This window comes from Methylomonas sp. AM2-LC, assembly GCF_039904985.1.
GTDB lineage: Bacteria > Pseudomonadota > Gammaproteobacteria > Methylococcales > Methylomonadaceae > Methylomonas.
The window spans coordinates 215,066-242,038 of record NZ_CP157006.1; the positions used below are offsets into that span (position 1 = coordinate 215,066).

Annotated in this window: 23 protein-coding genes; 6 read left to right on the forward strand and 17 right to left on the reverse strand. The window is 41.4% G+C overall.

Annotated elements, in window-relative coordinates; genetic code table 11:
- Nucleotides 1–248: 248 nt before the first annotated feature.
- On the reverse strand, nucleotides 249–767 hold the full coding sequence (locus tag ABH008_RS23565) for a hypothetical protein (RefSeq protein ID WP_347990096.1): 519 nt from the start codon (nucleotides 765–767) through the stop codon (nucleotides 249–251).
- A 461-nt stretch (nucleotides 768–1,228) separates the two neighbouring features.
- Nucleotides 1,229–1,894, reverse strand: a complete 666-nt coding sequence (locus ABH008_RS23570; RefSeq protein WP_347990097.1) for an SOS response-associated peptidase — start codon at nucleotides 1,892–1,894, stop codon at nucleotides 1,229–1,231.
- 65 nt (nucleotides 1,895–1,959) lie between these two features.
- On the opposite strand from ABH008_RS23570, the gene ABH008_RS23575 reads away from it, so the two are divergent.
- Nucleotides 1,960–2,760: an NERD domain-containing protein gene (locus ABH008_RS23575; protein WP_347990098.1), complete on the forward strand. Its 801-nt coding sequence runs from the start codon at nucleotides 1,960–1,962 to the stop codon at nucleotides 2,758–2,760.
- Nucleotides 2,761–3,209: 449 nt separating this feature from the next.
- Here the strand turns inward: ABH008_RS23575 and ABH008_RS23580 are convergent, their stop codons facing one another.
- From ABH008_RS23580 to tnpA, 3 genes are all read right to left on the reverse strand, one after another.
- Entirely contained in the window at nucleotides 3,210–3,935 is a 726-nt protein-coding gene (locus ABH008_RS23580; RefSeq protein ID WP_347990099.1) for a hypothetical protein, read from the reverse strand.
- Complete coding sequence (locus ABH008_RS23585; protein WP_347990100.1) at nucleotides 3,922–4,227, reverse strand: DUF6794 domain-containing protein; 306 nt, start codon at nucleotides 4,225–4,227, stop codon at nucleotides 3,922–3,924. The genes ABH008_RS23580 and ABH008_RS23585 overlap by 14 nt, the downstream gene beginning before the upstream one ends.
- 272 nt (nucleotides 4,228–4,499) lie before the next feature.
- A complete protein-coding gene (tnpA, locus tag ABH008_RS23590; RefSeq protein WP_347990101.1) occupies nucleotides 4,500–4,916 on the reverse strand; it encodes an IS200/IS605 family transposase in 417 nt (138 codons plus the stop codon).
- Nucleotides 4,917–4,937: 21 nt separating this feature from the next.
- Here tnpA and ABH008_RS23595 point away from each other — a divergent pair, with 21 nt between their 5' ends.
- On the forward strand, nucleotides 4,938–6,155 hold the full coding sequence (locus ABH008_RS23595) for a transposase (RefSeq protein ID WP_347990102.1): 1,218 nt from the start codon (nucleotides 4,938–4,940) through the stop codon (nucleotides 6,153–6,155).
- A 39-nt stretch (nucleotides 6,156–6,194) separates the two neighbouring features.
- Here ABH008_RS23595 and ABH008_RS23600 read toward each other — a convergent pair whose 3' ends face one another.
- The 3 genes from ABH008_RS23600 to ABH008_RS23610 all read right to left on the reverse strand — a co-directional run bounded on the left by ABH008_RS23600 (nucleotide 6,195) and on the right by ABH008_RS23610 (nucleotide 8,389).
- Nucleotides 6,195–6,719 (reverse strand): hypothetical protein, encoded by a 525-nt coding sequence (locus ABH008_RS23600; RefSeq protein ID WP_347990103.1) that lies wholly within the window; start codon nucleotides 6,717–6,719, stop codon nucleotides 6,195–6,197.
- 5 nt (nucleotides 6,720–6,724) lie between these two features.
- Nucleotides 6,725–7,669, reverse strand: a complete 945-nt coding sequence (locus ABH008_RS23605) for an integrase domain-containing protein (RefSeq protein WP_347990104.1) — start codon at nucleotides 7,667–7,669, stop codon at nucleotides 6,725–6,727.
- 309 nt (nucleotides 7,670–7,978) lie between these two features.
- Nucleotides 7,979–8,389, reverse strand: coding sequence for a hypothetical protein (locus ABH008_RS23610; protein ID WP_347990105.1), 411 nt, complete (start codon nucleotides 8,387–8,389; stop codon nucleotides 7,979–7,981).
- Between the two features lie 1,395 nt (nucleotides 8,390–9,784).
- Here ABH008_RS23610 and ABH008_RS23615 point away from each other — a divergent pair.
- From ABH008_RS23615 to ABH008_RS23630, 4 genes are all read left to right on the forward strand, one after another.
- Nucleotides 9,785–10,831, forward strand: coding sequence for a PRTRC system protein D (locus ABH008_RS23615; RefSeq protein WP_347990106.1), 1,047 nt, complete (start codon nucleotides 9,785–9,787; stop codon nucleotides 10,829–10,831).
- A 591-nt stretch (nucleotides 10,832–11,422) separates the two neighbouring features.
- Nucleotides 11,423–11,719, forward strand: coding sequence for a hypothetical protein (locus tag ABH008_RS23620; protein WP_347990107.1), 297 nt, complete (start codon nucleotides 11,423–11,425; stop codon nucleotides 11,717–11,719).
- Between the two features lie 1,702 nt (nucleotides 11,720–13,421).
- Nucleotides 13,422–14,480: a ParA family protein gene (locus tag ABH008_RS23625; RefSeq protein ID WP_347990108.1), complete on the forward strand. Its 1,059-nt coding sequence runs from the start codon at nucleotides 13,422–13,424 to the stop codon at nucleotides 14,478–14,480.
- Nucleotides 14,481–14,490: 10 nt separating this feature from the next.
- Nucleotides 14,491–15,456: a ParB/RepB/Spo0J family partition protein gene (locus ABH008_RS23630; protein ID WP_347990109.1), complete on the forward strand. Its 966-nt coding sequence runs from the start codon at nucleotides 14,491–14,493 to the stop codon at nucleotides 15,454–15,456.
- Nucleotides 15,457–16,130: 674 nt separating this feature from the next.
- Here the strand turns inward: ABH008_RS23630 and ABH008_RS23635 are convergent.
- The 9 genes from ABH008_RS23635 to ABH008_RS23675 all read right to left on the reverse strand — a co-directional run bounded on the left by ABH008_RS23635 (nucleotide 16,131) and on the right by ABH008_RS23675 (nucleotide 26,874).
- The gene (locus ABH008_RS23635) at nucleotides 16,131–17,789 is read right to left on the reverse strand and encodes a site-specific integrase (RefSeq protein ID WP_347990110.1); all 1,659 of its coding nucleotides are present in this window, start codon (nucleotides 17,787–17,789) and stop codon (nucleotides 16,131–16,133) included.
- A gap of 1,265 nt (nucleotides 17,790–19,054) precedes the next feature.
- Nucleotides 19,055–19,213: an HU family DNA-binding protein gene (locus ABH008_RS23640; protein ID WP_347990111.1), complete on the reverse strand. Its 159-nt coding sequence runs from the start codon at nucleotides 19,211–19,213 to the stop codon at nucleotides 19,055–19,057.
- Nucleotides 19,214–19,642: 429 nt separating this feature from the next.
- Complete coding sequence (locus ABH008_RS23645) at nucleotides 19,643–19,981, reverse strand: DUF2956 domain-containing protein (protein ID WP_347990112.1); 339 nt, start codon at nucleotides 19,979–19,981, stop codon at nucleotides 19,643–19,645.
- 66 nt (nucleotides 19,982–20,047) lie between these two features.
- Entirely contained in the window at nucleotides 20,048–20,410 is a 363-nt protein-coding gene (locus ABH008_RS23650; protein ID WP_347990113.1) for a hypothetical protein, read from the reverse strand.
- Nucleotides 20,411–20,450: 40 nt separating this feature from the next.
- The gene (locus ABH008_RS23655) at nucleotides 20,451–20,996 is read right to left on the reverse strand and encodes a GNAT family N-acetyltransferase (RefSeq protein ID WP_347990114.1); all 546 of its coding nucleotides are present in this window, start codon (nucleotides 20,994–20,996) and stop codon (nucleotides 20,451–20,453) included.
- An 814-nt stretch (nucleotides 20,997–21,810) separates the two neighbouring features.
- Nucleotides 21,811–23,232 carry a hypothetical protein gene (locus ABH008_RS23660; protein ID WP_347990115.1) on the reverse strand — a complete coding sequence of 474 codons (1,422 nt, stop codon included), beginning with the start codon at nucleotides 23,230–23,232 and terminating at the stop codon, nucleotides 21,811–21,813.
- 420 nt (nucleotides 23,233–23,652) lie between these two features.
- Entirely contained in the window at nucleotides 23,653–24,666 is a 1,014-nt protein-coding gene (locus tag ABH008_RS23665) for a site-specific integrase (protein WP_347990318.1), read from the reverse strand.
- Entirely contained in the window at nucleotides 24,659–25,636 is a 978-nt protein-coding gene (locus ABH008_RS23670) for a tyrosine-type recombinase/integrase (protein WP_347990116.1), read from the reverse strand. Before ABH008_RS23670 ends, ABH008_RS23665 begins: the two co-directional genes overlap by 8 nt.
- The gene (locus tag ABH008_RS23675) at nucleotides 25,633–26,874 is read right to left on the reverse strand and encodes a site-specific integrase (RefSeq protein ID WP_347990117.1); all 1,242 of its coding nucleotides are present in this window, start codon (nucleotides 26,872–26,874) and stop codon (nucleotides 25,633–25,635) included. Before ABH008_RS23675 ends, ABH008_RS23670 begins: the two co-directional genes overlap by 4 nt.
- Nucleotides 26,875–26,973 lie beyond the last annotated feature (99 nt).

The window sequence follows — 26,973 nt, forward strand, 5'->3', positions numbered from 1 at the left end:
GTTTTAAGATGAGCTAATTATTTCTAATTCGGTTTTGGATTTTGAAGAGAATTTCTCTGGTACTGCTAGTCGGTGTTGAGCCGGATGTTAATTGGCCAATCTCGCTTCTCCTTAGACCAGAATTAGTATTCAACTTTCAGTGAAGTCTCCAAATTTCGATGGTATAAATTATTTAGGAATAAAGCGAGCGCCGGATTCCGACTGTAAATATTTTGCGTCCTTTGCTGCTAATGTTAGGATTAATGAGATTATTTATTTGGAAATAATTTATAAATCTTTGCTGTTTTTTTCTCAGTTAAATCTTGATGGACTTCAGGTTGATTGAAATACAACCCAGATACAACAAGCTGCCAAATTTCAAAAACATCGTCATCAGGTCCATCGAGATTAACGATTAAATTAGATGATAGCAGTGGCTGACCAGCCAACAATTCCATGCCGGCGCTAATAATTAATCTCGATATCAGATTTTCATTTAATACGCCACTGGTTGATTCGATCAATACTGATTCAACATCAATAGATATATCATCTACGGGAAAATTTTGACTAATAAGATGATTGTAGTAATGGTCGAGTGTTTCAGTTAAAAGAACTGTAACATCGCTAATATTCACTTCGTTAACAGGTATGTCTTTATAGAAAGCAACACAATAGGTCGCCGAAACTGATAAACCCACATCAGCAAAACCATTTCGTTCCCGAGATGCCAACCAAAAAAGCCTTCCTATGTCAGTTGGATAATAGATGTGGGTTTTAGAACTCATTAAAAAAGCCAATTAAAAAGATAAGTTAATTTTACTTGATAAATAGCAAAAGGTAATATTAAAAGAATCGCATTTTGCATTACCTTTCAAATAGAACGTCTTTGTACTCTATGACTAACATGTTAGAGTCTGGGGTGAAAACCTGGTAAAAACAGATATAGGTCTTACATCCATTTAGGCAACTCGCTATCGAGAGGAATTGTAGGTTTTCGAGTAAACACGCATGGCAAATGATCTATTTGGCCGTCACTCGCTGCGCGTAGTTTCCTGATCAAACAGCGCAGGATATTTGTCGCCAGGTGGCAAAGTTATTTCGGGGAGGGTTTGAAAAATTGGAGGAAACTGAAAAGGATGTGATTTTTAAAATGTATTAATTTAAAAGTCAGGTGATCATGATTTGGCTAGCGTTAACCTTAAACTAAACTTCTATGGTCGAGAACCCATTTTTTGTCCAAACCTGATTAGTCATTGTTCTCATTAATACACCGCTTATCATTGTGTAAGGGATTATTCACCCAATCACTGACAGGAGTAGCCTGCATCGACTGATAAGATTCATTATCCAACAATTGAAACGCGTGATTTTGGTCGGTCGCTTTACCTAACCAATCTCGGTAATGGTCGCTAGAAATGATCACCGGCATACGTTCATGGATAGGCTGCATCAGCTCTGCCGCTTCGGTGGTAATGATGGTACAGGAGTAGAGAGTTTGCTGTTCCTGTTGCCAATGCTCCCAAAGACCTGCGAAGGCAAATAAATCGTTATCTAGCCTGTGAATATGGAATGCCTGTTTACCGTGCTCTAATTTTTGCCACTCAAAAAATCCAGAGGCGACGATCAAACATCGACGCCTATGAAATGCTGCTCTAAAGGATGGCTTTTCTCTAATGGTTTCGGCTCTAGCGTTGATCAAGTGATGACTATTTTTAGCATCTTTTGACCAGGACGGCACTAGACCCCAAAACAAATTAACCGCCTTTAAAGATTTATCTTCAAGCTCTACGATACACAGAATCTTTTGTTCAGGCGTGATGTTGTAACTTTTTTCAAAGCGCGGCAGCCTCGGCAACTGAAAATGCTCAGCTATACTTTCTGGCGTTGCTGTTAAATTGAAGCGTCCGCACATATGAAAAAACCTCCACCGAAATGCTGATGACTGTAAATATTCTTAGACAAAAAACAAAAAACTAAATGGACATTAACCACCTACTAAAAGCTTTCGGTTCGGTTATTGATGCTTATTCTTGGCTGGCACCAATCCTTCTACTGATCTTGATCGCATTTTTAAAAAGCCCGTTTATGAAAGGCACCATCGGTGAGTTACGAGTTAATATTGCCGCACAGCTCTTTCTTGATAAGAAAATCTATACCTTGTTCAAAAACGTCACCTTAAAAACCGAAGACGGTAGCACGCAAATTGATCATGTTATCGTATCGCGCTATGGCATTTTTGTCATCGAAACCAAAAATATTAAAGGATGGATATTTGGTCGTGCACAGCAAAAAATGTGGACGCAGCAAATTTATAAACGTAAGTGGAAATTTCAAAACCCACTTCTACAAAATTATAAGCACACCCAGACCTTACAATCAGAATTGGCTCTTGACCCCAATAAGCTATTTTCCCTCGTTGTATTTGTTGGTAATAGCTATTTTAAAACACCCATGCCTGACAATGTTGTGTTTACTCGTGGTTGTATTCGCTTTATCAAACGCCAAACTAAAGTATTGATGACCGAAGCTGAAGTCCTGGAGGTGTGTGAAAAAATTCAATCAAAGCGGCTAACACCTATATTCAAGAATCACAGGGATCACGTCAAGCATGTAAAAAGTCTGATCAAAAAAAAACAGCAAGGTAAAACTGATGAATTTTGTCATAAGTGTGGTAGTCCAATGGTGCTGAGAACAGTAAAATCCGGCATCCATCAAGGGCATCAGTTTTGGGGGTGTAGCGCCTATCCAAAATGCACAGCCGTTAGACAAATTTCCTAAAGTAGCCTGCTATTTAATCTGTTATTTATTTTCGCAGATTTTTTTTCGAGTGCGTTTATGAAACCAACACTTTTGTTTGGTAGATTCGATAAAGTCCCAGTCATCCGGGTTATCTATCGGGTTGGTTTCGTTCCTAGCTTCCTCAGGCCTTAAGATTTCTTTACCTTGTACCCGTTGGGTATTATGCTGCATATCATTAGTCATTCGGCCTGTCAGCGTTTTAGCCCAATCATAAGTAGCATTTGTAATCTCCTCGACGACAGAGCCCGCATCACTTGCAATAGGGCATGTTAATAGGCAAAATAACAAAATTGGTTTTATCGTCTTTAAAATCATTGAATAATGGTTAAATGCCTAGTAAAAGGCATGTAATAAGAAAGGTTTGATCTAAAAATCGTGGCTATTTATCACGACATCAATAAAGATTTAGCTTAGAGGTTAAGTATAAATTACTTCGGCGCTCTAAATCCAGAAGCTTCAGCAGCTAAAGGTGTCGCAAAACAGTTTTTGGCCTTAGTACGATCATAATCACGATCTCCCACAACATGATAGATACCTTTCTTAGACACTTTTATCGGTGCGGAGGATGGGCAATTCACGGCTTCATCCGGACTGGTATCTACATTTTCTTGAGGTTTGGTACCGATCACTGCCACTTTATTTGAGACAATGGGTTGTGTCATCGCCTGACTATGCTGTTCAGTCTTTTCACCGGGCAATGGTCCGACATACTTTTCATAGGCCGCAATCCAGTTATTGGCAATGTCCCGTTGTGCTTGTTCGACAGGCAATTGGTGCGAACAGATGAGTTCATGTAGCTTATTTTCGAGTTCATCTTTGATATGCGCATTCAGCGGATGCGTAACAAAGGATTCAGGCCACAAGTTTTTTATAGAATTTGAGCCTCCTAGCTCAAGACTAATCAGGTGATCAACTTCGTATTCACCTGGTTGCCTGCTATAAATACCATAATTGCGATAAGCTTGATCCTTCACTTGTTTTGGCACATTACGAACAGTCTTGGTGTATCCTGGCACACAGATGGCATTGGGGTCGGTTGTCAGTACATCGCCAGGCGTTTTTTGACTATCCGGAGCAATTGGAGAGTCTGCATAACATAGAGTATTTACACAAACCAGAAGCAGTAATATCAACCTGGCTTTAGTAATGATCATGACGACTTTCCTGTAATCTTTGCCACAGTTGTTTGATGATGATCATTGAGACATCATCAGCGTTTAGGTGGTTACACGATGCTATTAATGCACTATCAGACTCATGAAGCCCAAATGCATTACGTATCATTGTTCCTAGACCAAAGTGTAAATTGATTAGATTATCTTGGTCTATGCTCGAAATTTTTGATTTATCTTCATCAGTTAATATTATGAGCAGACGATCGACTGCACTGTCAATTGTTGTCGGTGGCGCAATTTCAGAATCTACGGCTGACCATTTTTTATACAATTTAAACATTCCTGTAATGTTGGCATGGAGTTAGGTGTATTTGTCACTGTTTTGTCACAAGGTTATCCACAGTTTTTGGGGATAAAGTGAATAAGAATATATTAGGATGCGCATTTTTCAAATTATTGGCATCAATTCAGCTGGTTTAGCTGATAGTTTAATACGCCCGCTCAAAATATAAGCCCAAGACAATCTTGATTTATCGGATTGCGCGAAAAACCCTGTCGTTCAGGGCGAGGATGAATAGCGCGGACACGATAGCGTCCTGATCGTTAGCTTGGTGTCTTCTGTTGCTCGATGTACTGCCGAATGATTTCAATCGGCGCACCGCCACAGCTGCTGGCAAAATAACTTGGCGACCATAAAGCGCCGCCCCATAGCTTTTTCTTAATGCTCGGATAATTCTTTTTGCGAATCATCCGGCTCGATACGCCTTTCAAGCTGTTCACTAGCGCCGATACTGCAACCTTGGGCGGATAGTTCACTAACAGGTGAACGTGGTCATCTTCGCCGTCGAACTCTACCAGTTCGGCCTCGAAGTCGGTACATACGCCGGAGAAGATGCCCCGCAAGTCATCTATCACTTCTTTGGTGAACACGCCTCGGCGGTATTTTGTCACAAAGACCAAGTGGACGTGCATGTTAAAAACACAGTGTCTACCGTGCCTAATGTCGTTGTTATTTTCCATAGACCAAGTATAATGGCAAGCATGAAACGCTTGCAAGCCTACAAATACGAACTACAGCCCAACGGCGAACAGCTACGCAATATGCGCCGGTTTGCCGGTGCTTGCCGTTTCGTGTTCAACAAGGCATTGGCTTGGCAAAGCGAGCAGTATGCCGCCGACAAAACAGTCAAATTCAGTTACACCACTTTAGCGAACCTATTGCCATTGTGGAAGCAAGACCCGGCCATTCAATGGCTCAAAGTGTCGCCAAGCCAACCCTTGCAACAAACTCTGAAAGACCTGGAGCGAGCCTACAAAAACTTTTTTGCCAAACGCGCAGATTTTCCGCGCTTCAAGAAGAAAGGCCAATCAGATAGCTTTCGCTATCCGCAAGGCTGCAAACTTGACCAGGCCAACAGCCGGATATTCCTGCCCAAGTTAGGCTGGATTCGCTACCGCAACAGCCGGGAAGTATTGGGTGTCGTGAAAAACGTCACCGTGTCCGGCAAACAAGGCAAGTGGTTCATCTCGATTCAGACTGAGCGCGAGATCGATGCACTGGTACATCCATCGACCGCCATTGTCGGTATCGACATGGGTATCGCCCGTTTTGCCACGCTGAGCGATGGTTCCTATTTCGCTCCGCTCAATAGTTTTAAACGCCAAGAGAATGCCTTGGTGAAGGCTCAACGAGCCATGAGCCGCAAGCAGAAGTTCAGCAACAATTGGAAAAAAGCGAAAGCCAAAGTCCAAAAAATCCATGCCCGTATCGGCAATGCCCGCCGCGACTACCTGCACAAAGCCACGACCACGATCAGCCAAAACCACGCGATGGTGTGTATCGAGGATTTGCAGGTCCGGAATATGTCCAAGTCGGCGGCAGGCACCACCGAAACGCCGGGTAAAAACGTTCGAGCCAAATCCGGCCTGAACAAGTCCATCCTCGATCAAGGATGGCATGAGTTCCGTCGCCAGTTGGACTACAAACTGGCCTGGAACGGCGGGCAACTCGTTGCCGTGCCGCCAAGAAATACCAGCCGGACTTGTCCGTGCTGCAGCCATGTCGCCAAAGAGAACCGGCTAAGCCAGGCGCGGTTCGAGTGCGTGGAATGCGGTTTCGAGGAAAACGCCGATCTGGTCGGTGCGATCAATATGTTAAGGGCGGGACACGCCCGGTTAGCTTGTGCAGATACTTCGCCTGCTGTTGGGGCGTCGGGCCAAGAACCCGCCGAAGCGACTCAGGCAGCATTAGCTGCTTGAGCGCCGTAGGAATCACCGTCCTTTAGGGCAGCGAGGATGTCAATAATCGATAGTAAAACGAATACTTGTAGCATTCATAAGTGCGTTTAACTGGACAAAACTTGGTTCTAACCGGCCATTGGCAATTTCTACTAATTCCCTCACTTCTATTCCAGTAGCATTAGCTAGTCCTATTACAGGGATATCACTTAGATCCATAACGCTACGAAGTGCTAATCCGAAATCGGAGAAGGAATTAATTTTTGGAGTACGGCTTTCTACTTTTTTTATCAAATCATCCTTGGTATAAGGTTTGGGCGGATCACCTACTTTTTTTAAGAAAACCCAGAGATCTTTAACGGCAAGCCAGTATTTTTGAGAGGTAATGTCACTGAGAGTCCGGTGCGATTTCCAATAGCCCAATACATGATTATTTCCAATCTGCCCTAAAGATTGCACTCGGTATTCAACCTCAATCCAGTTTAGAATTTCAGATATTTTTGAAAACTTTTCTTTTCTATAGCGTTTACTGCCATGCTGCATGAACTGTCCATAAAATTTCAATTTGGCCTCTTCAACTAACATTAGTCTTATCCTACATATGTTCTGGTGATCTGTGCACGCTGATGACCTAGCTCAATAGATATCTGTAATCGAGCAGCAGCATCAATTTCCTTAGCTTTTTCAAAATCAATCTTCAGCATGATTGATAAATTTGAGATTCGTTCGCTTTTTGTCCAGCCCGCATTTATTGGGGCAGGAGCTCCAGTTAATTCCGTGTAGCGTTCTTGGGCGTAAAAATGTCGCTCAGAGTGAAATCCTCCTAACTGAACTGCAGTGGCTCGGTTATAACACCATGTATGAAATTCCTTGTATGTCTGACCTGTCGGTATTAATGATCGACCATCTTGAACGGCTGCTGCTTTTTTTAAGGCGTCAAATCCGTATTGATCACACGGGACTGTTCTCGGCTTTCCGCCTTTGGTGCCAGAAATTAATTTAATCTCGTTGTATTTTTTCGCATGTCGAAGAGCAGCCTTTGCGTCAAGTAAACAGGACTCTTTAAACCTTAGCCCAAAAGAGCGTTGCAGATTCATAATGGCAGATAATCTATCGTCATTTAGTTTTGAAATGGCTTCATTATGTTCACCTTCACTTAATGCTTTAGATTCCTTTGGAATATAACTTCTCGCTTGTATGCCGCAATCTTTACCAGGCCTTACTGTTTTCCATTTATCACCAATCGCCAGATGCATAATAGTATTAATTGATGAGATTAAATTCTTAGGTAGAGAAGATGTTTTGTATAAGCCAGAGTCAATTCCTTTCTGAAGGTGTTGACCGTACTGAATAACTATTTCTGCAGTTATATTCTCAAGTTTCTTAACACAAAATGGCTCAGCATAAATACAAAATTTTCTAAATCGTTGTGAGATGTCTGCAATAGATTGATCACTACCTGCAAACTTTTTATTCAGCAATAGTTTTGCCGCTTCACTCATTACTCGACTACCGGCACCATAATTCCTAGACATAAATTAAACCTCGTAAATTAGATGATAATTTAATGCACATTCACAGAGCAATACTTATATTTTATTATTCACTATCAGATAAATAAATGTTGGTTTCACATTTTAGTTTTTAAATTTATTCGACGGATAAGTTAGTGTCTGACTTTAAATATTCTGGTGACCAAGAAAGAATTTCAGAAATAAGACCTTTCGCTATATTCAAATTAATATAAAATATCTAACAAAGAATTTTAATGAGTTAGAGTAGTCAGTGTCAGTGATATTGGTTACTATTTGCGATCCTATTTCTTTGTTTGTAGAAATCGCAAACTATATATTCTCTATAACCGATATTTCCGGGTACGTTTTACGCGGTGTCATCAATAAATCAACAATCAACCAATACCAACTTATTTCAATCAGAACTTTTACATAATGATTGGAAATTTTCCTTTTATCAATTTTATTAAGACGATTCCTATGCGAAAGCAATGAGTATTCGTATTCAAGCGTAAATTGATATGAAATCAACTCGAATTTCGTAATATCAGCAATAAGTTTATAGCCGTCTTTTCCATAGCAAGAACAAATCAGTTTGGCTAAATCAAGCACTACAAAAATATCATCTTCGAATATAGAGGTCTCCGAACTATAGATGCCGGTACGAATATATTGGTGATCAGGTAATCGGTATTTATGGGGCAATCCGTATACTACTGACAGCAAGTTTACATCGCTCACAGAAAATTTCCGGTATAGAAAATCGCAGCTGATGAACCGACTTTGCACTCCAAAAACCCTCGCCGATATAACAGGAAGAATATTTAAGTCAGCAATAATTTCTTTTCGTCTTATGTTTCTTAATATAGCCATAAGTTGTCCAAAATTAGACACACTTTTACCTGGCAAGTGGGAAGCCATTTTTTAAAACACCAGAATTTATCTCCGGTAAAAAATCCATTTCACAACACCACCTCAAAGAATTCTCATAAGGAAAATTCTTTATGGTGGAGTCGTAGGTTGTCCGAATAGTTTTACTTGCGAGCGAGGGGAACCTCGACTCCGAAACCCCTTCTTTCAATGCGGACATGTGCTCGCAAGGTGAAAGTTGATGCACAAGATAATTCTCTTGGCAGGTTAGCATTGACGACAGGGGTTATTACAGACAAGAGGCGTCTGCTAGAAGCATTTGATCTGGATGGGTTGTCAATCGTACATCGAGCCGAATGCTCTCAGTCACTACATCGTTCGCAATCAAATTCTCGGTTGGAATAGTGAAAACCTTAAAAAACCTTAAGATTCTCAGTTGTATGCATATGATTCTATTCGTAAAAGAACGAAAAAAATAATACGTCTCTTTTTAAAAGCCAGGCTTTAAAAAAACAACCAAGGGGGCGCTGTAAGCGCAGATCGAATCGGCGGCGTAATCGCAAAGCGAGAGCGGATAAGATATGCAGTGATGACTCCGGCAAAGGCGGGAGTATAGAAAGCAGCAAATTGCTGCAAAGAATTCGGACAAGACTAGAGCGTGTCCTTTAAATGAACAAAAAATTTGAATGCGTTGAAAATCAACGACTAAGTTTGACGCAAATGCGTATAGGGTGTCGGTTGGTGGCTTCCATGTCACTCGCGACAGGCGTAGTTTCTAAGTGCCTTTCTGTTACTCTTTATTGGTCCGAAACGCTTTTCTAAACCATGCATGGGTTACCCGATGCTCATACGAAGAACCTAAAATGCTAATGATCAGTTGAAATAAAGTCAAGGAATTTTGAGGACACATCTTTTAGATAATGATGGATATTTGATTTGTAAATAATTTGAATTAGGCTTTTTTTTGGCACCTTTCGATCGTTATAAATAGTTAAAAATGTGTAAAAATACTTTAAAAGATATTCGAAATATACGTCGAGATGGCTTGTCGACCAAATGATCGACACAGTCGACCGAGTAGACGTTTCGATATTTATTTGAAAAATTTCTAGTCGACCAATTGGTCGCAACGTCGACCATGTAGACATTTTTATGGTTTTAGAAAAATTGCTAGTCGATCAAGCGGTCGACAATGTCGACAAAATAGCACTCTAATAGAAATATTACTTTAAAAGCAGTATAAAAGATGAAAAAAGGAGTATGTAAATGAGTTTAAATAGTTGTGTTGCTGCAGTTGATATAGGGTATGGAAATGTTAAGTATAGCTATTATAATAACGGGAAAATAGTCCTGCCAAGTCATTTTCCATCAACAGCAAAATTAGTAAATGGTAGCGTAAATAAAGGTGTATTAGACTGGTCTGATCAGTTCGATATTTTAACTGTGATGGCCGAGGGGTTCAAATATATGGTCGGCCCCGATGTGACAAAAACAATGTCGGTAGAAGAAAGTAGAAATAGACCATTATTAAAAGATTATGTTGAAACACCTCAACATATGGCGCTATTAAAAGGTGCGTTGCGATTTATTGGGAAAAGGGAAATTAATATACTAATTACGGGTCTTCCAGTAGATTACTATAATTCATTTAAAGATGTTATGCGAGAAAAAGTAACTGGAATTCATGATTATCCAGATGGCGAAAGAATAGTAGTACATGAGGCTAAAGTTATGCCACAGCCAATGGGCGGTTTTGTAAATTATTTTTTGGACAATAATGAATTAAGCAGATTTAAAGATTTGAGATCTTTAACTATTGATGTAGGTTATTGTACGCTTGACTGGTTAATGTGTGAATCATTAGTAATGAATGATGGCCGCAGTAATTCTATAAGACATGGAATGTCTTCTGTACTGGAAAGATACAAGAACCTGATTAACGCAGATACGGGTTATGAATGTTCCGATGTTAGTCGTATTGACGAAGGGCTTAGAAAAGGTTGCGTTATGAGAATTAACGGTGAAGAATACAATTTCAGTAAATTCACTCCTATAGTAAATCAGTTTATACAGGAAGGAGCAATGTTATTAATGGCTGGAGTTGGTGAGCTTCAGGATATTGATGTAATTTTAATAGTCGGAGGTGGTGCTATATATTTTAAAGAGCAATTTGAGCTTGTTTTGAAACGTAAAATAATTCTATGTGAAGATGATATTTATTCGAATGTACGTGGTTATCTTAAAGCAGGCATTAGTATAAATAAAACTAATGTAGCGACAGTTGAACCTCAAAAGAAAATAGCTAAAAAGTAAGCACTTTAGATGTTTTATATTTGGCAGCCGCACTAAGCCAAGTACAGAGTGCAAAAATAGACTTTCAACCGTTCTTATAATTGCACTGAGGGTGTTTTTAAGGAAGTCGATTGACCAGGAAGCTACGGGATAGAGAACGATAGTCAAATAGTCCATTGAAGTGCCTCATGTGCCTGTACTGTTTACTTGGAAGCATGCATGGCCGCTTATTTAGGGCAAGGGCTCAGCAGTCATTAAAATGCCGGTGTAGACCGATTTTAGGCCAAGGACGGACTATTCTTTGCGCTCGGAATACTGCACTCACTGCGTAATTTATATGCTCTGACATAAACGCTAAAAATCATAGAGTGAAAATTACTTTGGAAAATTCATTTGCGAGCACGGCAGGAAATTAAGTGTGCATACAACCCTCTTTGTTGGGTGGAGACATGATTGACGAAGACGATCGATCAAAAATGAAGTACTCATGTTCAACATGCAGATGGCTATTCATAAACATAGATAGCAAATTACAAAGGAGATGCGAGATTGGCCGCCGTACAGCGGACGCTATCCCTCACAGCTGGTAAATCGGCTGTGTTTCTCGTGTAAATGATGATAAATAATGATAATGAATTGAGAATTCTGTTAAGGGTCACTAAAGATGACGATCCGGAAATTTGGAATTGGTTAAGCAAAATATCACCAAGAAGAAGAGCGTCATTCGTTCGTGTTGGATTAAGGAATGGTTTAGTGGGTCAAGGAATTGGAGTTGTAGGAAAAGAAAAGATTGATCTTAATTCAAATGCAATTGTTAAAAAACAAGATCTTAATGATAATAGTGCAAACTTGGTCGATAATGATTCTGAAAAACAAGTGGAAATAAGTAGAGCTTTCGCAAACTTTTAGATTTTATTGGGTGAAATAGATATTATTTGGCACTGTCAAAAGCCGTCTATCGCTGTTTGGAGATGAAGCTACGAGTGGATCGATGATAAGGGTAATAGCTTTTTGTGTGAAAAACTTGGTTAGGGAGTCAATGCACGTTATAGGCCAAGAGCGGTGGCCAGCAAAGGTCTGCTTTCCAGATCAGTTGTCGAATAATCAAAAATATAAATAGCGAGGGGTGCTTGTTATCGATAGATACCGATGGAGCACGCAACAACTAGATAACTTGGAAGGATCCTATGTTTTTAAAAAGTGTTGACGGCGAGTACGAGCCGTCGTTTTTCATCATTAGACTTCGCACTACGCAAGCAATTTCGGTAGGATTGTCAAAGTTATTGTGACTGAGGTTCCGATTGAAGAACATGGATTCAAACTCTATCAATACGATCTCAGGCTGGATGATGGGTCAACTTACCAGTTCGGGGCTCGGGACCTACTTGAGTACATAGCTTGCAAGATTGAAACAAAGCACTTTCCCTGTGAGCAGAAGCCTCCGGATCTACCTTGCAACTCGGTAGACATTCTTGTCAGGCACTACGGGGGATCTCACCTAAGCGACTTCAAGCGTATAGCCCTAGGACGATTTGTGCCCTTTCGGCGCATTTGCCAAGACGCATGGCCTTGATCAGATTAGTTGGTACGTAAATGACAGACTCGTCTCAATTCAGGGTTCAAACTAGCCTTGATTTATAGATGGTTGTTCTGTGAGCGGGTAATAAAGTTTCATACTGAAAACAAGATTCTTTAACAAAATATCACTTTATTGATTTATAACTACTTGCGCTGTTTGGACAGGAAACTACGCGATAGCGAGTGTCGTCCAAATAGTCCCTGGAAGCGCACAGGTGCCGGGCGGGTTTTCATGGAAAACCTGCAAGGCCTCCCGATAGCGCGTAGAGTCATAAGAGAGCAAGAAGTCCTACCTTCGAGCGACGTGGACGGCCAGGGCGTCGAAGACATTAAGCCGTGCCGGTGTAGACCGATTTTAGGCCAAGGACGGACTAAAATCTTTACGGTTGAATCCGGCACTCGCTTTTTTTTAAATCAATATGCATCTTTATTACTTCACCAGTATGATACTTTATTACCTGGTATGAAACTCTATTGCCTTACTACATGTTCTTTCGACTGCTGTAGCAACTACGTGACACATTTGCCTTAGATTCAATATGTCCATAGTATTGTGCGTTTTTACACAGCCAGGGTCGTTAAAAGACGATCATAAGCCGACCAACCAAGCCATTAATTATCGAAAGTCGAATTCAAATCACTTAATGGTGTTCAATGTTAAAAGCCATCAGTTTTCATTCAAAACGTATTTTTACAAATAGCCTAATAAAGATCCGCAGATAATGCCGGATTTAGATCATGAATATTTTGGGATGTATGGCCAAAAATCGATCTACACCTGAAGGATTAATGTCACCGGCCTAGGGACCGTTCACTTCACTCGAAGATGAGACTTATTGTTTTGGTATAACTATATGCTATATCGGGAACGGTAATACTCGTTGTTAGTTCTGTTATGGTACTTTTGAAACAAATATTATTCAATGTAACATTATGCCTCTCGCGTAACATTATTATGCTAATTAATAATAATGTGCTGGAATTACTAATTTATCGTATACTTTGAAAATAATACAAAAACTGGGTATTTTCAATGAACAATAAATTTAGTGAATTTAGAGATTTTGGTGTTAGGGCTAAACTTGCGCAGGAATTCATCGGCTTTGTAGATGGTAGTAACAGAAAATTTAGATCTTTGTTTGATAGTAAAGGAATTTATGAAAAAATTTACTATCCACACGAAATTCGTCAAGCAAGATTACAGCTATTAGGGCATACAGAGTTAACTGCTTCAAAAAAACAAGCAACACTACCACCAATCATCACTAGTCGAATGGCGAAGGGCGGGACCGGGAAAACGACCCTTTGCGCTGGTGTAGCAACCACTTTAGCTATGAACGGATTAAGGGTTCTACTTATCGACGGTGACCCTCAAGCAAGTCTAACAAGTCTTTTTGGGATTGATTGGAGTAAGGTGGATATTACCCATATTGGCACATTAATGTACAAGTACCACTTTAAGCAGCCATATAACTTACAAGAAGCAATAATTCCACTATATAAGCACGGCATGTTGGACTTAATTGCTTCTGACATTTCTTTAGCTAACGCCGATTCATGGCTAATGTCAGCAACGAATCGGGAGTTTACATTTAAAAAATTACTAGATTCAAACGTTGATGTTTTGAGTAATTACGATGTTGTAATAATTGACTCTGCACCATCTACCAATCTTCTTACCAATACTTTTATGTGCGCATGCAAGAAAATACTTGCTGTCGTTTGGCTTGATGGGCAATCACTTATGGCAATGAAAGTGCTAGCCAATAATGTTAATGAGCTTAATGAAGCATTCCACCAAACAGGATTTCATCTTGGTGTTCATATAGTCGCAAACGGATACCATCAAAGTTACGGTACTTGCAAAGAAGCAATGGGGACGCTGTGTAGCAGTTACCCAAACAATGTAAACGACAATATTATTCCTCATTCCAGTAGCTTTATGCGTCAAGTAGAGCTTCTTGCGGATAAAAAAAGTGGCACGGTTTTAGAGCGCGAACCTAATTCAGTTGCGGCCAGATCAATTATTGAGCTCACAAAAAGTTTAATCAAAGAGTACGACATTAAGATTGGTACTGTAAAAATAATTTAAGGTAATCACGATGAAAAAAGAACGTTTGACAGTTGCATCCTTGGTTAGTAGTGGAAAACTACCGACAGGAAACACAGTTTCATTACCAGCTTTCAAGCAAGAAGAAGATTATTCAACTGGCTATAAGATTGCTAATATTCCTTTAAATCAGATCACACCTAACCCATACCAGCCTAGACAAACTTTCCCAGACTTTGAAATACAATCGCTTGCTGATTCGATTCAATCAGAAGGTCTTATTCAACCGATAGCTTTGCGGATGCTTGAGGACGGTAAATATCAAATCATCGCCGGCGAACGCAGATACAGAGCTTTTCGAATCCTTGAAAGAATTGAGATTCCTTCTGTATTATTCGAGGTAACAGAAACTCAAATGGCTGTTATGGCTCTTGTTGAAAATGTTCGGCGAAAAGACTTGTCAGATTATGAAATTGGGTGTGCCATACGGCGTATTGAGAATGATTTCAAATCAAAGAAAAATCTTGCTGAATCTCTAGGTCTTGGTAGAGAAGATATGTATAAATACCTTAGCTTTGAATCGCTACCAGATTTTATAAAAACTAAATTTATAAATGATCCTTGGTTTATATCAAGAAATGCATCGTACGATATAGTTGCCACTTTGAATAAACTAAAGGCAATGCCCGATATTAATTATCAGAATGCAATTCATCACCTTGGTTGTGCAATCGAATTACTTGAATCAGGTGATATCGATCAGACAAAAATATCAAAATTTGTATATGATAAAACCATACTGTTAACTGACAATATTATTAGTAAAGAGCAGGAGTACTTTTATACCGGCTCAAGACGTATCGGGTTTTTCTCATCATCAGCAAATGGTCTATCAATAAAGTTATCAAGCGGGGTTCTTACCGTAGATCAAACAATGCAACTTAAGGCATTAATTAACGAATTTGTTAGTCAAAAACTTTCGACTCCAATAACAAGTGTAATTGATAAAAAGAATTAAGTGTAGCTAGTAGCTACACATTAAAGATTAAAGTGTAGCTACTAGCTACAGATTCAATGTAGCGATTGCAGGTTCCGACAGTAAAGATTTTAATCCTCCTTGGGTGAAAATCGGTCTACACACCTACACTGTTTAATTTCTTCGATGCTATTGACGTCCATCTCGCTCTTGCGTGACCGGCGATTTTTCCGATCGTGCTCACGCCAAATAACTGCATCAATGTAGGCAATAAGCAGTATGCCAACTTTCACATGTGGCAGTCGAAAGTTGTGAATGCTCTCGATACTTCATATCCAATCATTTCGTTCATACAGATAATTTAGGTTCACATTCTAAATGCTATTTAGGATGTTCAATGTTGAACGGTAACGACTTAGGCTGTACTCAAGATTATTGCTATATTGCGAATAAAAACTTCTTACAAGTTTACAAGGAACTCTATACCGTATTCCCTGAGCCACAGAGCTTCCAAAATAAATAGATAACTCCGTTGACCGATTTAGTGTGCAATCAATCATTAAATAGCGTATTTTAAAGGCCGTCACCGTCTTTCACGAATCGGCCGATATAATGGGAAGTATAGCTATGGATGGTCAGTCTTTGATGTTCATTAGTGGTTAGGCATAATGAAATGATGTTATATTTGCATAAGAACGCTCTTCTGTGTAATTTTCTTAGAAAATTTTATTAAACTGAGCATGATTAGCATCTTCCTCAGCATGAATATACTGCGATGTTGTTTCAAGACTAGAATGCCCCATATTTTCTTTAATCATGGACAAGGGAACAGATTTTTCTGCAGAAATAGATCCATAGGTATGACGCAACCAATGTGTACTAGCTTTATCAATCTTTTGAGCAAGATCAGGATGCTCTTCCTTTACCATTAAAGATATTTGTTCAAAAAAACCTTTAATGGTGGTGTGAATGGCCAATGGCATTACATGCTCTTCAACAGATTTTCGTAAAGAAGGAATTAGAGGGTAATCAGGTGATGATGAGGTAAATGAAAGACCAGTAAGCAATAAATAAGTCTGTCTAATTAAAATATAGGTACTATTTGGAAGGGGGGTTTTACGAATTTTTTGACCTTTACCCAGAACTGTTATCCAAGTTTGTATGCCGTCTATCCTTTCTATATATTTAACGTCTTCAATTTTTGCTTGAACAATTTCGTGTAGTCGCAATCCGGTTGAAAATCCCAAAAAGCTAATCATTCTGGCTCGTAACCATTTTTTACGCGTAGCCAGTTTATCAGAAGAGTCAATCAGCTTATTAGAAGCTGAGTCAATAATATGCCACTGGGCCTCGGAAAATGATCGATTGACTAAAATAGCACCCTCTTTTGTTTGTTTTTTAAACATGGGTAATACACTGAACGGATTATGTTTTAAATAGTGCACTTCAACAAGAAAACCAAACAATCCTTTGATAATGGTGTAGGCCAATTTTTGGCTCTGGTGAGAAAGAGGACCTTTAAATGGCCGCCAGCGAATATCATTCTGTTTCCGTGGCCTTCCAACCCATTTTTCAATAGGCTTAGGTGATTTAATAAATTTAAAATATTCTTTAATATCCTCATGATCAAGAGAAGAAATGGCTTTAAATTTTACAGTGAGACTCCAAAGCAAAAGCCGTTCCGCTTCACGTTTATAGCTTCTATAGGTATGAGTTTGAATATCGTGCCTTTTTAACCAAGCATAAATTGCAGACAAATCATTATTGATTTCTATATCTGGCCGAGTTTCAGAACGATTGACGCCCATGGAACCATTAATATGCTCAGGTATCAACAATCGCTCAAGAGGAACAACTCCGGTTTCATAGACAATAGGTGTGCGATCAATCACAGCGACTGCTTTGATCAAGCTTTCCGGAAATAAATTGGTAAATATTTCTTGAACTTGTTTTGCGTGTACTTCACCTAGACCATCAATTCCTGCCCACCAAAATTTTTCACTGGTTGCAAAAAATGTTATAAATTCCTGACATGTTGTTAATTTAAGATGTTTTAATTTTAAAAGAATTGTCGGTGGCACCCAATAGCTTAGAGGATCTTCATAAGAGGGTGTAATGTCTGGTTCGGAAATCAGAATAGATAACCTGTGTAATGTCAGTTTTTCTGATTCCTTTGAGGTGGGTGGCTTGTTAAGCCATATACTAGACCAATCAAATTTTAGACGCAAAGATTTTAGATAAAGCTGGTTACGCACAAAATTTAGGCGGGAAAAAGTTAATTCATTTACACCTGAGTCAGTTAGTGATGAAATCGGTATACCACGTATCCAGGCTCTAGCCAGTAATTGGTCGTCAAGACACAGTCCTTTATTCATATAACCTCCGGGAATGTTTAATATGCCATTAAAAATTTAGCGAGTGCCGAATTACGACCGTAACTAATTTTGGGCTCACAACCATTATCATCTATTCAATGATCTTTACACACAAGATAAGGGATAACCCTAAAAAGCAATATAGCCATGGGATGGACTATAAAGCATGACTATTTGATTAAGCTAGTCTGAAAAGGCATTAATATATTAATTCTGACACCTAACGTTTGCGCTACATTAGCTGTTAGATATGGACCTGCGCCTAGGTCTGCCATTGCACCTAGATATTTTTCTCCCAAGATATCAGTCACGCTGAAAACTATCACCCATCCGCTTCGAAACAATCGCGCCAGAGTTGATATGACATACCTTTACCATACTGAGAGGTATTTACTTTGGCATTTATGTTGGAAGTAAAAATTATACATTGCGACAAAAAACCTAGGTATAACTTTTACTTCGTCGTGTCGAATAACTGCATTAGTGTCATAACGGCTATTAATTTATAAGGGTTTTGACATTAATTGTGTCACATGCAATTTCATTTATGACATAGATAATGTCATTTCTAGAAAATTGTGACACGGATAGCGTCCATTTTTTATCTATCTTCGCCTGTAGTTACTCGTCTCAAGCTTACTACTAAGTTCAGTAGTCTTTGTAAATAAGAACGGTTTTTACAACTGAAAGCTATTTAAAGATCGATGCTTGCAACTTCATCATCATCTTGATCTAAACATAATTCGCCATCAGCCAGTTTACGAATTAATTTGTCATCAATCGCCGCAAACCATGTGTTAAAACCTTTTTGAGTCGGAGTAAGCGTGAAGCATTGACTTTATTATTCTATTTTTCTGAGATATTTTGGTTTAAGCCAAGCGAGTATAGGACTTTATTATTTTTGCCACCTGTTTTTATGACGGTAGAATCAAGCTTGCAGATCATTCCAGTATAGAAGGTGTATTATTCACCTGTTTTGGATTACGACCAATACGTGCCTTTCGTGATAATGATTCAAAACTACCAAAACCGCGAACGCTGTTTGGACAGGAAACTACGCGATAGCGAGTGTCGTCCAAATAGTCCCTGGAAGCGCACAGGTGCCGGGCGGGTTTTCATGGAAAACCTGCAAGGCCTCCCGATAGCGCGTAGAGTCATAAGAGAGCAAGAAGTCCTACCTTCGAGCGACGTGGACGGCCAGGGCGTCGAAGACATTAAGCCGTGCCGGTGTAGACCGATTTTAGGCCAAGGACGGACTAAAATCTTTACGGTTGAATCCGGCACTCGCTTTTTTCAATTCTATTGTAGGATGCTAAAGTTTCGGTCAATGTTTGCACAATATTGTTGATTGCAAGCGCCACGTCTTTTATGTCGAAGTGTGGCTGTTTGCTGGAAATTAAGGCAATGAGTTCAGATTTGGTCATTTAAGCAGTCTACATCAAGCGTAAATCTTAATCATAGTGCAACAAATTTATAATGTAATAAAACCATTATTTCAATATGTGAAACGATTTATATATAAAACCAGGTATTGTGAAAAACTTAGAATAACCTATCATTTAACTCAAGATTAGTGATTTAGGTATTTTATGAAATTTGACAATTTACACAGAGACATTATGGTTAGCCTGTTATTTTTGACAGGTACATTTGGTTTTATGTCAGGCGAATTTATTATTTCCACATTGCTATTTAGCTTTGCATCCATATCTAGCAATCTGGATTTTGGAACTCCCTGTCGTAATTAGTTTTATGTTGTTTCTCTCCTTGCTGTTCCCTCTTTAGCCTCCACCTTGCGCTTTAGGTGGGGGTATTTTTTGCCAATCAATTTTGGCATTTAATTTAGCAAATGACTAAGGTTTGAGGAGGAAATATATTCCGAAACCTAGCCAGGTAAGAATAAGCAACAACCAGGGCAACCAGTGTTGTTGATACACAATTATTTCCTGTCCTTCAGAATCATTCTGCTCAACTGTATTTTCCCTCTGATTTGCCAATTTTTTGCGCGTTTTGTTTAGTTCCCTCGCTTTTTCTTTTTGCTGTCTTTTATAAAGATCAATGCCTTGCTGGATACCTTGAGAGATCAGCTTGGTTTGTTCTTTGGTTTGAGCAGGACGTTGAATGCTTTTTGCAACTTTCAACGCTTCTTCTTGAGTTTGCGGAGATGGCTTTTGATAATTACTTTTTATCATGACTGTCTTTTGATGGGTTAAGGTAAGGATCGGATCAACTCCTTTAGATAGCTGGGTGCTAATTGGCTATTTAGATTTAAGGTAGTAACGGCGGCGTTCGCCTTGCCGTCTATCTTCTGGATAGAACCGGTCAAGGTTAAAGCGCCTGTCATTACTCCATATTCTGGTATGATAAATTTCAATCAAGTGCTGATTGCCACCGATTTTTTCTTTCAATAACTTGACTATTTTCTCTGCCGGTTTATTAGAAACTCTAATTATTGCGTTCCTTTTAATGATTTTCTTTTCTTTGCTAATCAGTTGAATAATCTTAATGTCTTCAATAGTACCAACTTTTCTGAATAGTCTTTTTTTCAATGCGGGCGCTAGGAAGTTTTCAATTTCTTCATATTGAACACATGGACACAAATTTTTTATAATTAATAACATGCCGCTTGTCCTTTTAGAATTGAGTTACCGGAAGCGTGGCTCAATTATAGAATTTGATGTTAGCTACACAACCTTCAAATTTTTCGATGCCATTTTTTATATCCTTTCTGACCGATTTTAATCCGATACTATGTAACAATTGTTTCATTGGTCTAGCTTTTGGTAGACATTCAGCAACTATAATCGCATCCTCCTCTAAATTGACAATAGCCTTTTTAATTAGACGATTGCCCAAACCCTGCCTACAATGGAGCTCATCAACAGCACACATATATATTTCATGGCGATTTTTTGAGCCTGGAAGTCTCCGCATAATAATGAAGCCCACAACTTCATGAGATATTTTTGCTACCCGCATGTGTGTTTTATGCCAACTGCCATCAGGTAGTCGAATACGATCTAGTAACAACATTGAAAACAACTGAATACCTAATCCTGCTTGGTATCGAGGTTGCAAATAAAAATTATTGAAATAACCTTGAGCACTGTAATCTTGGATCAGGTTAAAAATCGGAGCTATGTCTGAAAGACTTACCTGGTCGATTGTTGTTGAAAGTTGACGATTAGTATCGGTATTGATTAGCATTAATTGATGTTTCTTGTTCGAGTCTAGTAACGTTTAGTTTAAAAAACTTGGTCTGGTCAATGCCAAGATTAGTAGCAATAACCTTTAAATCAAATATCCGCCATGATTTCTGATATACAAATAATTTAGCTAGCCCCAACCTAACCAAAAATTTTACTAAAAACTTTATGACCTTAGCCTAGTAACTGTCCACTGTTGCTCTATTAGAAATATAGTTCAATAATTCTCAAATGCAAGCGATATAAGGGGTGCATGCAAGCCGGAGGAGGTAAATAAACTAAAAATGGGAACAAACGTTTCTGGCTCTCGTATCCAGGCTTTCGGCGGGAAATACGGTGACGCAACCTATCGGCAACATCACTTCAAAAGTTTGGCTTTGACCGCCCCGGTTTGCATGCATTCCTTCTACGAGAGAATATAGCTATACAATTCTAGATAATCAGGTTCAATTATCATTAATAAATGGCCCATTGGGAGCGAAGCTACAATTTGACGACATATAACGGGTACAGCCAACATACGTATAAATATAGGACATAGTATACAGCTTGAGCTGCTTTATCAGATTTTAAGAATAGTTTGCTTTAGTGATTCTTAAAGCAGCATTTCGGCGTCAATTTTCGACCCAGATTATGCGAACTGGAGGGCTACAAAGCAGACATTGGCGACCTCACACAATCGGCCATCAAAAGTCATTGGCATCCCGCAAAACCAGCACTGTCGAACGGCAGATCTCTGCGCATTAGCGGCCACTGGCGAACTTCTTGGCTGCATGTAAGTTGACCAAAGCTGCCAGTCATGTTTGGCGCTTACTTCATTCCCCCGAATGGCGGTTTTCGGGAATACAGTCGGGGTCAATGCCGGATTCCATCATCGCGGCAAGCTTCGCGTCCCGAATCACTTCTTCAATGTGGGCAAGTATCATAGGTGACAAAGGCTCTGTTTTCTGAAGCTTACTTACCAATAGATCTCTAGCAGCATAGGTAGCATGATGTGAGCGGTAGTCCATTAACATAGCACGCCTTTTGCGCTTAAGTGACAATCGCGCGTGCCAAGACGTTGTCTTATCTCTAATTTGATGGCGAATTACCTTCAGGGAGAAAAGCAAGCTGGTACGTAAGTAAGCCCGTTGAGTCTTTGAGCGAAGCGACAACGTTATTTCGGTAAGCTTGAGGCAGGCTTGGGTCCAGTCTGCACGCTCTTCAAAAGACACATCAGGTTTAGAGAATTGCTGATCGCGGGCGTAAGTTTGCTTCTCCAGGTGATTCCACAGATAGACTTCATTGGCGAATGTTAGGTACTTGTTGACTAGCTCGTATTGACCCCAGTCACCTGCCTGTGTAGCGGACTGGACAATTTGATCGTAAATCTGTTGGCCCATCTCCTGGCTTGCGATCGATTGCTCAGATAATCTCGACTGGACCAACGCTTCAAATTCCTTCAGTTTTCCGATAATGTCTTCAGTCCCTTGCCGTTGCTTTACGATTGCGGGTAATAATTCCTTTCGCTCTGGGTAGCAAAAATCGCTCAACTCGCCTTCAATATGCTCCAATTGCGATAGGTCAATGAATGCCTCCGGAACTTCTTTCAGCAGGCTTGAGTTTTCGTCGAGGTGGTTAGGTGACACGCTCTCAGCGCTCCTCGGCTTCTTGAATAGCGTGATGCCCAGAGCGTCGAAGTACATCGCTACCAGCTCTGAGCAAAATACTCCTGTATGGCTCGATACCCCTTTCCGGCTTTCCATGAGCTTGACCACTTGTTCTGAGATCTCCTCGATCCGGTCTGAAAGATCTACCGGCTTGATCAGTCGTGAGAGAATAGAGTAGCGGCGAAAGAGCACCTTCTCTTGCAAGTCTGACGCAGCTTTAAGGAGTTGCTTGGGAGTCTTGCTCTCGATTGCGGGATGCCGAAGCAGCTTGTAGGCCTTGGGAGCATCTGGAATTGAGTACACAGAGAAGTTTCCGAACTCCGTGCTTGAAAGAAACAACAAGGGCAGGTTTGTAAAACCGACACCCAACCCATCCGCTTCCACAAGTGTCGGCTGTAGCGCGTATTCCAGTGGAAGAAAAATCGCGGCATGGGAAAACTCTCCTCTGGTAGCTTTTGCGATGAATGTCGACCGAGCGGCTCGGCCGCGAGTCAGTAAGACATCACCTGGACGGATTTTGTCTATCCGGAGGAAAGGTGCAAGGGATTGGAGTTTCTTCGGATTTATTTTTTTGCTCTCTTCTGACAAGAAAGTCTCCTCGCTCGTAATTTGGTTCATCTGGCTTTCATCTCTTTGAGTCTTAGCCGCTGTACGTCTTTAGAATCTAAAGAAAGCCGCCATCGGCGAATGGTAGACTTTGGTCAGGCCGAATAACTGCTGAGGCCGATCAGTACTCTTTCGTGGTGTGGAAACCAGCGTCAGCAATACCCCTGATAGCTGCCCTTAATGCCATCGAAGGGCGAACGTCTCTTGTGGGTCGGCTGCACTCATTGACGACTGGCCGCTTTAGGGAATCAGGATTCACTGACCGCTTTCTGGCGACGAGGTTGAAGAGTGGACGGTCGCCAGACGACCCCTATGTATAGTGGCCAACTATGTGTAGTTACAATTTATTTTGAACTACAACCAGCGCGCTGCCTGACTTTACTGGCAGCACGCTTTACATAGTTAAAGTGCCTGAAGAAACTGCATCAATGTATCATCAGGATTGTAACGGCAATTTGTTGTTTCAGGCGGCTGTAGCCTTGCCAGAGCTTTACTCTTCATCGCCAAGTCGGCTTCAACATACCGATGGGTAGTGGTTGTGCTTTCGTGTCCCAGCCATAAGGCAATCACGTTAAACGCCACGCCAGACTGTAGCAGATGCATGGCCGTGGTATGACGAATGGTATGCGGCGATATGTTTCGTTTGGAAAGACTTTTGACGGTTTGGGCTGCATGAGCGACTGCAATATTGAGTCGCTGGGTAACATTGCAACGTGTCATCGGATTGCCATCACGGTTGGGTAGTAACGCGGCATCAGCACCTAATACTGGATTACGTTTCAACCAAGCTCGGATTTCTTGGACTGTACTTTTCCATAAAGGCGTCGAACGCTGTTTACGACCCTTGCCACGCAAGTGGATACAAGCCGATTCACTCATGACGACGTCGCCGACCTTGACGCCAATGATTTCGGAAACGCGTGCACCGGTATTGTAAAGCAGAGTCAGCAATAGATGATCTCGCTGGGACGTCCAGGTTTCGCCGGGTTGATCCAAGATCGCCAACATTTCTTCGCGACTCAGGAATCCCAGCATGGGGCGTTCGAACCGTTTCATGGGGATACCTAGCGCCTGTTCAATGACGAAAAAAGACGACACATCACGTCGGGCAGCGAATTTCAAAAATGCGCGCAAGGCTGTCAGCCTCAAATTCCGGCTACGCACCGCATTGTGGCGTTGTTGTTCTAAATGATCCAAGAAGGCTAGGATCAAATTCGGTGTAATATCGGCCAGATTCAAGGTTGTCGGCATTTTCCCCAGGCGATGCTGGGCGAAGTCCAGGAAAAGCAACATGGCGTCCCGATACGAGGCAATCGTACGTGGACTCATGGCACGTTGATTGACCAGATATTCGGTAAAAAACTGCTGGACTAAAGCGGGGAAGGAAATAGGATGTGGGGCCTTGGTTTCAGTCATGGCTAGTCTCCGGTAGCTGCGCAAAGGTTTCAAACCGGTTTGCAGCGACTGCCATGAGTTCAGGAATACCCGTCAGATACCAGTAGGTATTGGTGATCATGGCATGCCCGACATAGGTGGATAAAGCCAACATCTGTCGGTCGACATCCATACCTTGTGCCTGCCATAGCAGTATGCGGCGAACGACAAATGTATGTCGTAAGTCGTGAATGCGAGGGCCATCGTGGTTACCCCGATTGATCCAGCCCAGTTGGTTACGCAATTGGATAAATACCCGATGAACTTGTCGAGAATCCAGTCTTTGCCCCAGAAGTCGTCCTCGGGTACTGATGAAAAATGGCGTATCTTCCGTGACAGAGATATGGATGTTGCGTTGCGACCGATACCGCTTAAGTACCTCTATACAGCTGGGATGGAGCGGCACATAACGTGATTTGGCAAACTTGGTTTGCCGTATGGCGAGTATGCCAGCCTTTAAATCGACATCAGAATCCAGTAAATGCAAGGCTTCGGAAATTCGCAGCCCCGTGGACGCGAGTAACCCGAACAATGTTTCGTAAGTGGCACCCCGCAAGCCTGGAATAAAGGAATCCAGGCTATGCGCGGCGGCCAGCAAATCGATAATCTCCAGCTCACTATAAATGTGCGGGGCCAACCGCTGGCCGACTCGGCCAAAGATGCTGTCATCGGGTACCTCGGTGCGCGGTTCAAATTGTTGCAGGTAGCGACAAAAGGAGCGCAAATTCTTCAGTCGCCTTGCCCAAGTAGCAGGATCATCACTATGTCCCTGGTCTTGTCGAGCCCAATTTGCCATCATCTCGACAGTGAGCGGTTCTTGGGTATTCAGTGCATCAATATAGTGAGCAAAACTGAGTACGGCATAGCCTGGGTTACGTAAACCAAAGCCCAGTTGCCGACGTTCGCTCAAGTAATTTTCAGCGTGGGTGGTCATCTCGATAGTGGTATTCATGACACAACCCCAGGCCAAGGCAAGGCAACCGTTGCCAGGTTCCGGCTGTCGAGTTTGGCATAAACCAGCGTGGTATTGAGCGAGCGATGCCGCAAGACATCCGCCACTTCTTTGAGGGAACTACCACTTTCCAGGAGTCTGCTGGCCATGGTATGCCGTAATAAATGCGACCGCGTGTAAGGTAAGCCCGCTCGCGCATAAGCCTGACGGATCGATTTTCGGATCAGATCAGGCCCGACGGGCTGATCTCGTGGCGCCATATTACGCACAAACACCGCACGATTGCTGGTAGGGGGGCGTTCATACTTCAGGTAATCAGCAATAGCTTGACCGGTGGCCGTCGGCAAGGGCATGACATCTTCACGTCGTCCCTTGGTACCACGTAAAGTAATAGTGGCTGCCGACCAGTCAATGTCATCCAGGCCAAGATAAGCCACCTCGCTACTGCGCAAGCCTAAGTCCAATGCACAATGCACGATGGCGGCAGTTCGGAGTGCCGCTGATCCGTCATGTTCAAGTGCGCCTAGCAAGCGTTTGATCTCACTCTTAGTCAGTGTTTTCGGCAGCGAGGCTTGTTGCCAATTGGCCGGAAAACTGGTGACGCCGATCAGATGATGAACTGCATCGCCCAGCGTAGCGCGATACCGAAAATAGCTACGTAATGCCGAAACCGGTGCGCTGATACTGGCAGGCACAGTACATCGTGCACTTTGGCTGACGACAAACTGGCGAATCTGTTCGGGTTTGATGGCGGCAATCACCACTGCTCGATCAGCAAACTGTGCCAACAGTAGGCAGCGAACGATAGAAAGATAGTGTTTACGAGTTTTTGAAGCGAGTCCACGAACGTGGTTCATGTGATCATCGAATCGCCTCAATTCCTCATCTACCGGCGTTTGGCCTATTGATGGATCGGCGATGATGGCATTGGCTCGCAGGAGCACCAGTAAATGTCCCAGCGCCGCATGTAAATCTTTGGCATTAGAAAATGCCGGTTGCTCGCAGCAACAGTTTGGCAGATGGTCATCCAGAAAATGCTGAATTATCCCTTCGTCGATAGTTTTGACATCAATAGAGCTCTCGGTAAGCCAGTGAGCAAAATGCGTTAGGCCAGCTAGGTAATTAGCAATGGTGTTTGATGCATAGCGGCAATCAAACAAGTGCAGCATAAATGCATCAACGAAGGGTGTTAATGGACTTTCAAACAGCCAACTGCTTGTATGGTGATCAGATTTCATTAGAATCTCCTGTAGTGGGTAAGATTCCACTTCGGGAGATCGGTAAAACTATGTCAAGCTAATTGATAAAGATAGGGGGAAATATCAATAACATCGTGC